General features: G+C 70.4%; 6 protein-coding genes. All 6 read right to left on the bottom strand.

Annotated elements, in window-relative coordinates:
• On the bottom strand, nucleotides 1–1,020 hold the full coding sequence (locus GGD88_RS09395; RefSeq protein ID WP_184434633.1) for a dihydroorotate dehydrogenase-like protein: 1,020 nt from the start codon (nucleotides 1,018–1,020) through the stop codon (nucleotides 1–3).
• Nucleotides 1,021–1,250: 230 nt separating this feature from the next.
• The gene (locus GGD88_RS09390; RefSeq protein ID WP_184434630.1) at nucleotides 1,251–1,487 is read right to left on the bottom strand and encodes a hypothetical protein; all 237 of its coding nucleotides are present in this window, start codon (nucleotides 1,485–1,487) and stop codon (nucleotides 1,251–1,253) included.
• Nucleotides 1,488–1,702: 215 nt separating this feature from the next.
• Nucleotides 1,703–5,332, bottom strand: a complete 3,630-nt coding sequence (nifJ, locus tag GGD88_RS09385; RefSeq protein ID WP_425502585.1) for a pyruvate:ferredoxin (flavodoxin) oxidoreductase — start codon at nucleotides 5,330–5,332, stop codon at nucleotides 1,703–1,705.
• Between the two features lie 205 nt (nucleotides 5,333–5,537).
• On the bottom strand, nucleotides 5,538–7,181 hold the full coding sequence (locus GGD88_RS09380; protein ID WP_221237082.1) for an NAD(P)-binding protein: 1,644 nt from the start codon (nucleotides 7,179–7,181) through the stop codon (nucleotides 5,538–5,540).
• 558 nt (nucleotides 7,182–7,739) lie between these two features.
• Nucleotides 7,740–9,803, bottom strand: a complete 2,064-nt coding sequence (locus GGD88_RS09375; protein ID WP_184434627.1) for a methyl-accepting chemotaxis protein — start codon at nucleotides 9,801–9,803, stop codon at nucleotides 7,740–7,742.
• Between the two features lie 570 nt (nucleotides 9,804–10,373).
• Nucleotides 10,374–12,095, bottom strand: coding sequence for a methyl-accepting chemotaxis protein (locus tag GGD88_RS09370; RefSeq protein ID WP_184434623.1), 1,722 nt, complete (start codon nucleotides 12,093–12,095; stop codon nucleotides 10,374–10,376).
• Nucleotides 12,096–12,263: the final 168 nt, after the last annotated feature.

Genomic DNA, 12,263 nt, shown 5'->3' with positions numbered 1-12,263 from the left:
TCAGGGGTGGAAATCGGCGGTGCGGAACGAGTCGAGAACCTGAAGGTAGTTGGCGCGTTCGTAGGCGGCGGTGTCGCCGATGGCCTTGTGGCTGAGCGCACCGCGGGCCTGATCCACGGTCTCGTAGCCGCCCACCTCCAGGAACGCACGCAGGCCGGTGACCAGCGTCTTCATGTGGGCCGGGCCATAGCGCAGCAGCGCCGAGGCGGTCATGACCACGTCCGCCCCGGCCAGGATGAACTTCATGACGTCCTCGGCGCCCTGCACGCCGGTGGTGGCGGCGATGGCGGCGCCGTCGACATGACCGTGCAGGATGCCGACCCAGCGCAGCGGCAGCCGGGCCTCGGCCGAGGTCGACAGGTCCAGCGTCGGCAGCGCCCGCATGGCCTGGAGGTCGATCTCCGGCTGATAGAAGCGGTTGAACAGCACCAGCCCGCCGGCGCCGGTCTCCACCAGGCGGCGGACCATGTGGCCGGGGGCACTGAAGAACGGTCCCAGCTTGACCGCCACCGGCACCGAGACCTCGCTTTGGACCATCTCCAGGATGCCGACCACCCGGTCCTCCACCTGCTGGCCGGATTCGTCCAGGTCGGCGGCGACATAGTAGATGTTGAGTTCGATGGCCGGGGCGCCGGCCTGCTGCATCAGCTTGGCGTAGTGGGTCCAGCCGCGCGCGGTGGTGCCGTTGAGGCTGGGGATGACGGGAATGTCGCAGCTCTCGCGGGCGCGCCGGATCAGTTCCAGGGTCTCCTCGCCGCCGATGCCAATGGTCTCCAGGGAGGCCGACGGGAAATACCCGCCCGGCACCTCGGCGTGGCTTTCCGCGCCCACCTCGGACAGGCCCTGCATGGCCTCGCGTTCGCGCTGGATGCGCTCCTCGAACAGCGAGGGCAGGACCACCGCCGCCGCGCCGGCGTCCTCCAGCCGGCGGATCCCGTCCAGGGTGCCGGACAGCGGTGAGGCGGAGGCCACCACCGGGTGCTCCAGGGTCAGGCCGAGATACCGGGTGGTCATGTCCATGGATGCTCTCCCCCTCGCGTCCTGTGTGTCCCGTTCAGGGTCCTGCCCCGTTTATCGCCAGACCGACCGGCCGGGGTCAAATGGTTGCCGTTGATGGGGTCGCGGCCGAGGCGCCGGGGCGTGAACCACTGGCACGCGCGTGCCCGCATGTACCCGTCCTTGCGTGGCCGGGGACGGAGTCGGGGGAGGAGGGAACTCGGCAGAGCGGACGCCGGTGCCGTCGGCACGCGCTAAAAAGATCCCTGCACGTATTGAAGCGTTGCGATCGTTGCGGCGACAACGCCCGCGCTCAGGCCGAAAATAGCGATGACGGTGCCGATGACGAACCCCTTGCCCGGCTTTTCGGCGAGGTCGGCGGAGACCCGGTCCATGGTCTCCCGGATGCCCTTCACGTCCTGCCGGATCTCGTCCAGATCGCGGCGGACATACGTGAATTCCGTTTCCAGGCGCGTGACACGGGACTCCATGGTCTCTCCGCTGCCGCCTCCCCCCTCGCCGCCCGCACCGGGCGTGGTCTCGCCGGCGTCGGGGCGCAATGGTGCGCGATCCTCTGGTCTCCGTGCTGGTTCGGCCACGGCGGCTCTCCGGACGAGATGGGGTTTGCGCCGTCAGGATACAATTCAATCGCGGGCAAACCTCGCCCGGGTCGCGCGCGCGGCACCATCCGTCACGCGCCGCACCCTCACATCTGACCGCGCGGGCCTTCGCGGGCCATCTCTTCGTACAGGTGGTACTTCTCCAGCACCTGGGCCTGGGCCTGGGCCATGAGCTGGCGCGCCGTTTCCGGGTCGCTGGCGGCCAGGGCGCGGTAGCGCAGCTCGTTCTGGGTATAGGCCGACAGCGGGATGCGGGGGCGCGGGCTATCCAGGATGAAGGGGTTCTCCTCCGCCTCGCGCACCGCCGGATTGTAGCGCAGCAGCGGCCAGTAGCCGCTTTTCACCGCCAGATCCTGCTGTTCCATGCCCTTGTCCATGGCGATGCCGTGGGCGATGCAGTGGCTGTAGGCCAGGATGATCGACGTCCCCGGATAGGCCTCGGCCTCGCGGAAGGCGGTCAGCACGTGCTGGGGGTTGGCGCCCATGGCGACGCGGGCGACGTAGACGTTGCCGTAGCTGATGGCCTGCAACGCCAGATCCTTCTTGCCCACGCGCTTGCCGGCGGCGGCGAACTTGGCGACTGCGCCGACCGGGGTGGCCTTGGACATCTGGCCGCCGGTGTTGGAGTAGACCTCGGTGTCCATGACCAGAATGTTGACATCGCGGCCGCTCGCCAGCACGTGGTCGAGGCCGGCCGAACCGATATCGTAGGCCCAGCCGTCGCCGCCGACGATCCACACCGAGCGGCGCACCAGGTGGTCGACCACCGACAGCAGGTGGCGGGCGTCGTCGTCCGGCATCGACTCCAGCAGCGCGCGCAGGGTTTCGACCCGGGCGCGCTGCGCCACCAGTTCCGACTCGCTGCGCTGGCGCGCCTCCAGGATGGAGGCCGCGAGCGTCTTGCCGACCACGGGCGCAAGGCGCGCCAGCAGGTCGCGGGCCAGGCGCACGTGGTTGTCGGCCGACATGCGGAAGCCGAGGCCGAACTCGGCGTTGTCCTCGAACAGGCTGTTGGACCAGGCCGGGCCGCGCCCGGTGTCGTCCACAGCCCACGGTGTGGTGGGCAGGTTGCCGCCGTAGATCGACGAGCAGCCGGTGGCATTGGCGACCTGGAGGCGGTCGCCGAAGAGCTGCGACAGCAGCCGCACGTACGGGGTCTCGCCGCAGCCGGCGCAGGCGCCGGAGAACTCGAACAACGGGCGCAGGAACTGCGCGCCCTTGACCGTGGAGAAGTCCACCCGCGACCGGTCATTGGTGGGCAGGGTGTCGAAGAACGTCTGGTTGGCCTCCACCACCTCGCGGGCGGCGAGCTTGTCCTGCATGTTGATGGCGCGCCGGCTGGCGTTCTGGGGGTCCTGCACCGGGCAGGCGCTGACGCACAGGCCGCAGCCGGTGCAGTCGGCCACCATCACCTGGAGCGTGAACCGCGTATCCGGGAAGCCGCGCGCCTCCACAGGGGCGGAGGGGAAGGTGTCCGGCGCGCCCTCCAGGCGGGTCTCGTTGTAGAACTTGGTGCGGATCACGGCGTGCGGGCAGACCATGGAGCAGTTGCCGCACTGGATGCACAGGTCGGGCTCCCACCGCGGGATCTGGGTGGCGATGTCGCGCTTCTCATAGGCGGTGGTGCCGCTGGGGAAGGTGCCGTCCGCCGGCAGGGCGCTGACCGGCAACGTATCGCCGCGCCCGGCCAGCATGACCCCGGTCACGTCGCGCACGAACGGCGGCGCCGTGGGCGGCACCAGGGCGCGCACCGGCTGGGCCGGGGGCTCCTCCGCCTGCGGCGGCAGGTCGACTTCCTTCAGGTGGGCCAGGGCCATGTCCACGCCCGCGTGGTTGCGCTTGACCACGTCCTCGCCCTGGCGAGCGTAAGACTTGCTGATGGCGGTCTTGATGCGCTCGATCGCGACGTGCGGCGGCAGCACGTTGGACAGGGCGAAGAAACAGGTCTGCATGATGGTGTTGACGCGCCGGCCCAGGCCGGCCTCGCGCGCCACCCGCACGGCGTCGATGACGTGCAGCTTCAGGCCCTTCTCGCGGATCGTTCGGCGCATCGGCGCCGGCAGCCGGGCCCAGGTCTCGGCCGGCGGGTAGGGGCTGTTGAGCAGGATGTCGGCACCGTCGGCGGCACGGTCGACGATGTCGATGGCGTAGACGAACTGGAACTGGTGGCAGGCGATGAAATTGGCGTGCTCGACCAGGTAGGGCGCGTCGATCGGGTCGGGGCCGAAGCGCAGGTGCGAAACCGTGCGCGAGCCCGACTTCTTGCTGTCGTAGACGAAGTAGGCCTGGGCGTGGCGATCCGGCTCGGCGCCGATGATCTTGATGCTGTTCTTGTTGGCGCCCACGGTGCCGTCGGAGCCGAGGCCATGGAAGATGGCGCGGACCATGGTGTCCGGCTCGATGGAGAAGTCCGGGTCGACGGTCAGGCTCAAGTGGGTGACGTCGTCGGTGATGCCGACGGTGAAGCGCGGCTTGGGGTCGGGCTTGGCCAACTCGTCGTAGACCGCCTTGACCATGCCGGGGGTGAACTCCTTCGACGACAGCCCGAAGCGGCCGCCAATCAGGCGTGGCATCGCCGGCATCGGCAGCCGGTCGTAGGTCTGCGCTTCGGCCAGGGAGGCCAGCACGTTGAGGTACATGGGCTCGGCCTGGGCGCCGGCCTCCTTGGTGCGGTCGAGCACGGCGATGGCGCGGGTGGTGGCCGGCATCACCGCCAGCAGCTTCTTCGCCGACCAGGGCCGGAACAGGCTGACCTTGACCACGCCGACCTTGGCGTCCTCGGTCGCGTTCAGGTAGTCGGCGGTGGTGCGGGCGGTCTCGGCCCCCGATCCCATGACGATGATGATGCGTTCGGCGTCCTCGGGGCCATGGTAGGTGAACGGCGCCAGCGGCCGGCCGGTCATGGCGGCCAGGCGGTCCATTTCCTCCTCCACGATGTCGGGCATGCGCTCGTAGAAGAGGTTGTTGGCCTCCTGGGCCTGAAAGTAGACGTCCGGGTTCATGGCGGTGCCGCGCACGAACGGCCGCTCCGGGCTGAGGGCGCGCAGGCGGTGGGCGCGCACCAGGTCGTCGTCGATCATGGCGCGGATCACGCCGTCGGGGATCAGCGTGATCTTGTTGACCTCGTGCGAGGTGCGGAAGCCGTCGAAGAAGTGCAGCATGGGCACCCGGCCGCGCAGGGTGGCGGCCTGGGCGACCAGGGCGTGGTCGTGGGCCTCCTGCACCGTGGCCGAGGCCAGCAGGGCGAAGCCGGTGGTGCGCGCGGCCATCACGTCCTGATGGTCGCCGAAGATGGACAGCGCGTTGCGGGCCAGGGCGCGGGCCGCGACATGGATCACGCAGGCGGTCAGCTCGCCGGCGATCTTGTACATGTTCGGCAGCATGAGCATCAGGCCCTGCGAGGCCGTGAAGGTGGTCGCCAGCGACCCGGCCTGCAAGGCGCCGTGCAGGGCGCCGGCGGCGCCGCCCTCGCTCTGCATCTCCATGACGTCGGGGATGGTGCCCCAGATGTTGGTCTTGCGCTCGCTGGCCCACTGGTCGGCCAGTTCGGCCATCGGTGAGGACGGCGTGATCGGATAGATCGCGCACACCTCGTTGACCCGATAGGCGATGTGCGCGCAGGCCTCGTTGCCGTCGATCATCACGCGCCGGGCGTCGGCGTGCGCGTCCTGCGGCGGGCGGGCGGTCGTCGGGCTTGGCGCGGTGGTGTCGGGCATGGTGCGGCGTCCTCTCGCTCGCGGCGTCCTCGGGCTCCCTGGCGCATTCCGGATCCGGCCGGCGGTCCGGGGGCGGTCCGGGAGCGCGCCCCGTCCGGCACACGTGGGATCCAAATGGGGATCCACGTGGGGCACACATGGGGGCGCGGCGCGGCGGCCGGTCAGATGTGGTCCCGGTGCGGCGGTCCGGGGGCTGGGTCCAGGGTCAGTGGTGCGGTTCGGGAATCATCTCGATGGCGTGCACCGGGCACTGGTCGTGACAGACGCCGCATCCCGTGCAGCGTTCCAGGTCGACGCGATAGCCTTTGCCCGGCCCCAGCTTCTGGATGGCGTCCTCGGGACAGGCACCGTGGCAGCCGTCGCATTCGTAGCAGTTGCCGCACGACAGGCAGCGCGCCGCTTCGTAGTGGGCCTCGGGCGCGGACAGGCCACCCACGACCTCCTCGAAGCCGCTGGTCGCCTCGGCCGCCGACCGGTGCGGCTGCTCGCGGGGGTCGGCTTCCACGTAGTACGGCACCTTCAGGTCGGCGAAGGACACACCCGGGTTGCGCGGCGGGCGCTGGAACAGGCCGCCCCGCAGCCACGTGTCGATGCAGCGCGCGGCCTGTTTGCCGTGGCCAACGGCGATGGTCACCGAGCGGTCCGAGGGCACCATGTCGCCGCCGGCGAACACGCCGGGGGCACCCGTCATCATGCGCTCGTCGACCCGCACCGTGCCGTCGCGGTCGAAGCTCAGCCCCGGCACCGAGCGCAGGAAGCTGGTGTCGGTGTCCTGACCCAGCGCGAGGATCAGGTCGTCGGCCTCGATGGTCTCGGTCTCGCCGGTGGGGCGCGGCCGGCCACGGTCGTCGAGTTCCATGATCTCGACCGTCATCGCGGTCTGATCCAGGCTCTTGATGGCCCGCAGCCAGTGGATCTGCACGCCCTCGTCGAGCGCCTCCTGGGCCTCGAAGTCGTGGGCGGGCATGTGGTCGCGGTCGCGGCGGTAGACGATCAGGGGCTCGTGGCCCAGGCGCTTGACCACGCGGGCGGCGTCCATGGCCGTGTTGCCGCCGCCGTACACGGCGACCCGCCGGCCCAGGCGCGGGCGCTCCCCGGCCTCGATGCTCTTCAGGAACGAGACCGCGTCCAGCATCGGCGCGGCGTCGCGGGCCGGGATGTCGACCCGCTTGGAGATGTGGGCGCCGACGGCGACGAACACGGCGTCGAAGCCGCCATCCTGGCGCTCGGCCTCGAGGTCCACGACCTTGTGGTTCACCTTGAGGTCGATGCCGAGCGCGAGAATGCGGTTGATCTCGCCGTCGAGGACATCGCGCGGCATGCGGTACGCCGGGATACCGAAATGCATCATGCCGCCGGGCAGCGGCCCGGCCTCGTGGATGGTGATGGTGTGGCCGCGCCGGGCCAGGTGGTAGGCGGCGGACAGGCCGCTGGGGCCGGCGCCGACCACCAGGACGCGTTTGCCGGTGTTCTCCGTCGGCGGGTCGAAGCGCCAGCCCTGCCGCAGCGCCAGGTCGCCCAGGTAGCGCTCGACCGCGTGGATGCTCACGCTGGCGTCCAGCTCCTGGCGGTTACAGGAGTCCTCGCAGGGGTGGTAGCACACGCGGCCGTGCACGGCCGGCATCGGGTTGTCGATCACGAGTTGTCGCCACGCGCCCTCGTCGTCCCCGGCCTGGGCCAGGGCCAGCCAGGCCTGGATGTTCTCGCCCGCCGGACAGGCCTGGTTGCAGGGCGGAAGGTGGTCGACGTAGACCGGCCGCCGGACCCGTTCCGGCCCGGTGCGGCGCTCGTGGCGCAGATCCAGCGGACGGGTCATGTCCGTGGGGCGGTGCAGGGGGGCCTGACCCATGACGTATCCCTAATCCCGTGGTGTGACGCTCTTGGTGGCGCCTCGTCATGGTCTTCGATCGGGGACGCGCTCCGGCGCTGGCGCCCCGGGGCGGCCGACCGGGCCACCGCGGGTCGAGACCGCGGGCGCGTCACGGTGCGCGCCTGCGAGGGTTCGGGGCGCGCACGTCCGCGCCATGGTACCCGAAATGGGCGCCCGAACCAGAGGGGATTTCGGCCCTGAAGCAAATACTTTACGGATGTGGTGCGGGATGCCGTCGGCGGCCGGGACCGGCGCCGCGTGAGCGCGACCGCGGGCCGATGGGATCCCGCCGCCCGGCGCTGCGTCATCGGGCCCGGCAGGCGGCGGGCGGCGTCCCGGTCCGGCCGTCGGGAGCCGTCGGGGGTCGTCGGCGGCGCAGACTCGGGGCCGTGTCGGCCGCTCACTCCGCCCGGTCCGGCGCGGGGCGCGAGCCGGTTCGGATCGGGCGGCGCGGCGCGGCGGGGGAAACGGCGCAGGGCCGCCCCGCAACGGGGCGGCCCTGGCACGGTCTGGTGCGGCCTGGTCCGGCGCGCCGGCTCAGCTCTGGCGGACGTCGACCAGGAAGCGTTCGACCATCTGCTTGAGCATCGCCGACTGCTCGTTCAGCGAGTTCGTGGCGACGACCACGCTTTCGGCGGCCGAGCCGGATTCCCGCGCCGCCTCGGTCACCCCGACGATGGTCTGCGAGACCTCGGTGGTGCCCTGGCTGGCCTGCTGGACGTTGCGGGCGATTTCCTCGGTGGCGGCGTTCTGTTCCTCCATCGCCGCGGCGATGGCGGAGGCCACCTCGTTGATCTGCTGGATGATGCCGGAGATGGACTCGATGGCCGTTACGGCGGTGCGGGTCTCGCTCTGCACCGAGCCGATCTGCTGGCCGATGTCCTCGGTGGCCTTGGCGGTCTGGTTGGCCAGGCTCTTGACCTCGTTGGCGACCACCGCGAAGCCCTTGCCGGCATCGCCGGCGCGGGCGGCTTCGATGGTGGCGTTGAGCGCCAGCAGGTTGGTCTGGTCGGCAATGTCGGAGATCAGGTTGACCACGTCGCCGATCTTCTGGGCGGCGTCCGCCAGCCCGGAGACGACGGCGTTGGTGCGCTCGGCCTCGTCGGACGCCTTGCGGGCAACATCGCTGGCCTGCTGGACCTGACGGCCGATCTCGCTGATCGACGACGACAGCTCCTCCGCCGCCGAGGCCACGGTCTGCACGTTGGTCGACGCCTGTTCGGAGGCCGCCGCCACCGTCGTGGCCTGACTGTTGGTCTCCTCGGCGATGGACGCCATGCTCTCGGCGGTCGACTGCAACTCGGTGGCCGCCGCCGCCACGGCCTCGACCACGCCGCCGACGCTGCTTTCGAAGGTGTCCGCCAGGGTGTGCATGGCCTGCTTCTTTTCCTCGGCGGTGCGCGCGGCCTGGGCGGCCTGCTCGGCCTCCATCTCCTTCACGCGCTGGGCGTTCTCCTTGAACACCTGCACGGCATGGGCCATGCGGCCGATCTCGTCCTTGCGCTCCCGGGCCGGGATCGCGGTCTCCAGGTCGCCCTCGGCCAGGCGCTCCATGGCGCCGGTCATGCCCACGATCGGGCTGCTGACCTGACGCGCCGACAGCCACGCCAACACCAGGGCGACCAGGGCCACCACCACGGTCAGGATCACCAGGGTCCAGGTGATCTCTTGGGCCGTCGCCAACGCGGTGGCCAGCGGGATGCTGGTCGCCACGGCCCAGGTGGACTCGGTCTGGCCGATGGTGAACGGCACCACCACCCGCAGCACGGGCGTACCGTCGGCGGCCGTGGCCCGCTCGTCGACGTACGGGTCACCGGCGGCGACGGCGGCCAGGGCCTCCGGACTGAAGCCGGCCTCGCCGCCGGGTTGCCCCAGGGCCTCCGTATGGCGGTCCGCCACCACCATGCCGCCCCCGGTCAGAACGGAGATCCAGCCGTCCTCCATCGGCCGGATGGCGGCCAGGTAGCGCTGCATGGCGCCCAATCCGATATCGACGCCGGCAACCCCAATGACCGCGCCGTCATGGCGCACCGGCACGACCAGGCTGGTCAGGAGGGTCTCCTTGCCGCCAACCTCGTAGGGGTAGGGCTCCAGGATGGTCTCGCGGCCGCTGTTGAACGCATCCAGATAGTAGTCGCCAGCGCCCGGGACGTCGTAGTCCAGCAAGGGCTCCATGGCGATGCGGTCCCCATCGCGGTAGGTGTAGGGCACGAAGCGGCCGGTGGAGTCGTGCCCTTCGGTGCCGGCGAAGGCGGCGTCCTGACCGTCCAGGGCATCGGGTTCGAACCCGGACCAGACCCCCAGAAGGCGCCGGTTGCCCTGCAGCAGCTTGCTTTGCAGGTCCAGTAGCAGCGAGCGATCCGCCAGGTCTTGCGCCCGCGCCGTTTCCAGCAGGATGGCGTAGTCGCGCGCGGTGGTGAACGCCTGTTCCAGGCCCTGCTTGACCTCGGCCGCGCCGGTCTCCGCGGCCTGCTGCGACAGGGCGCGGGCGTTCTCGGTCAGGGCGGTTCGCGTGAAGTACACCGAGGCCACGGCGGCGAGCACCAGCGCGGCCAGTACGAGTCCCGCCGTCACGGCGCTGAGGCGCCCTTTCAATCCCATGCGAAGCATCATTGTTTTCCCCTTCTGGTCGGCGCCGGCGTCGAGCGAGTCCAGCACGATGGTCGGTGTATTCTGTAAATTATTGGTGAAGAGAAATAGTATTGGGTGTTGCAGCCTAAATATCACGCTAATACGGCGCAGCGCCGTTTCCTGGCAGAACTCTCGATTTATAAAGCGCTGGGCGTTATCGCCGTGACAGACGTCATGGCGGACCGGTCTTGCGACCGCAGCCGCGGCCGCAGGGCGTCCGCACCGTAACGGTGTGCATGGCTCATGCCAGATCGCCTCCCCTCGCCCACCCCGGAGTCGACCGGATCGGGTGGGGGGCGACAGCCCAGACCAGCGGGCAGAACAGGGGGCGGCCGCGGCGATGGCCGCCCCCTGTCGCGGCGGTCGGTTCGAGGGGCGCGGTGGGGGCACGGTGGGTCCGTGTCGATTTGCGCGCCAATCTGGATCGCGCTGGGCACGGTCCCCCTGTTCGGGCCGATGTGGTCCGCCGCACAGCCAATCGCCCGAAGTCGGAGTCGCGGCGTGACCCGACTTCGGGCGTGACTCCGCCCTGACTCTGCCCTAGCCGGCGCGGACGTCGGCCAGGAAGCGGTCGACCATGCTGGTCAACGTGCTCGACTGCTCGGTGAGATCGCGGGTGGCCTGCAGCACATGGTCGGCCGCCGAGCCCGACTCGCGCGCCGCCTCGGTCACCCCGACGATGGTCTGCGAGACCTCCGTGGTGCCCTGGCTGGCCTGTTGGACGTTGCGGGCGATCTCCTCGGTGGCGGCGTTCTGTTCTTCCATCGCCGCGGCGATGGCGGACGTGACCTCGTTGATCTGATGGATGATGCCGGAGATCGACTCGATGGCCGCCACGGCGGTGCGGGTCTCGCTCTGCACGGAGCCGATCTGCTGGCCGATGTCCTGGGTGGCCTTGGCGGTCTGGGTGGCCAGGCTCTTAACCTCGTTGGCCACGACCGCGAAGCCCTTGCCGGCGTCGCCGGCGCGCGCCGCCTCGATGGTGGCGTTGAGCGCGAGCAGGTTGGTCTGGTCGGCGATGTCGGAGATCAGGTTGACCACGTCGCCGATCTTCTGCGCGGCGTCCGCAAGGCCCGAGACGACGGCGTTGGTGCGCTCGGCCTCGGTGGCGGCCCGGCCGGCGGTATCGCTGGACTGCTGCACCTGGCGGCCGACCTCGCGGATTGAGGTGGCCAGTTCCTCCGCCGCCGAGGCGACGGTCTGCACGTTGGTCGACGCCTGTTCGGAGGCGGCGGCGACCGTGGTGGCCTGGCTGTTGGTCTCCTCGGCGATGGACGCCATGCTCTCGGCGGTCGACTGCAACTGCCGGGCCGCCGCCGCCACGGCCTCGACCACGCCGCCGACCTCGCGCTCGAAGGCATCGGCCAGGGTGTGCATGGCCTGCCGCTTCTCCTCGGCGGCGCGCGCCGCCTGGGCGGCCTGCTCGGCCTCCATCTCCTTGACGCGCTGGGCGTTCTCCTTGAACACCTGCACCGCCGCCGCCATCCGCCCCAGTTCGTCGCCGCGCTCGCGGGCGGGGACCTCGGTCTCCAGGTTGCCCTCGGCCAGATCGCCCATGGCGCCGCACATGCCGGCGACCGGGCGGGTGATGCTGCGGCCGATCAGCAGGCTGCCGGCGAACACGATCAGCGCAGCGAAGAGGCCGCCAATGGCGATGGTCCACAGGGCCAGCGCATAGCGGGCCTGGGCCTCGGCCACCAACCGATCGGCGATCTCGTTGTGCGCGGCCAGCATCGCGGCCGCGGCCGCCTTGGCGGCGCGGAACCTGGGGAGGGTGACCGTGGTCAGGTGGACGCCGAGCTGTTCGAAAGCCATGTGCCGGTCCTGGTCGGCCAGGGCCAGGGCGTCACGCAGGCCGTCATCAAGGTAGTCGGCCCAGGCCGCCTCGAAGGCGGCCAACTGGGCCGGGAACATGTCCCCGGCCGCGCTGGCCCGATAGGTCGCGAGGACGTCGGCGATGCGGGCGACGGCGGCGCGGGTGGCGTCGGTATGCATGCCGACCGGGTGGTCGTGGTGGGCGGCGGCGTCCAGGTCGGGGTTGTGGAGCGAAGCGGCATAGGGTTGCTGGAAGCTTTCGCTCAGCAGTTCATTGATGGTGGCGAACTGTGTAACCGGCGTCTGCGCGGTGTCCCGGACCTGGTCCAGCATCGACTGGACGGTGGATGTCGACGAAACGCCGACGGCGCCGATCCCGGCAAGCGCGAGGATGGTGACTCCGGTCAGAATCAGCAGACGAAGGCCGATACGGATGTTCGACAGCATGTCCGTCTCCAGTGCTTCTCTCGTTCGTGGAGAGGCGCGACGGGATCGGGCTGGGGGCGCACGCCGAGATCCCCGTGGCTGCCCTCTCATGTCGTTGTGTGCGCGTCGTTGTGGGCCTACGCGCGGGGGCGGTGGGGCCGGCGACGGGCACGACGTGTCGGGCGCCGT

The organism is Roseospira goensis, assembly GCF_014197795.1.
GTDB lineage: Bacteria > Pseudomonadota > Alphaproteobacteria > Rhodospirillales > Rhodospirillaceae > Rhodospira > Rhodospira goensis.
The sequence above is the reverse complement of the archived record's forward strand: the minus strand, read 5'-3'. Positions and strand labels throughout refer to the sequence as shown.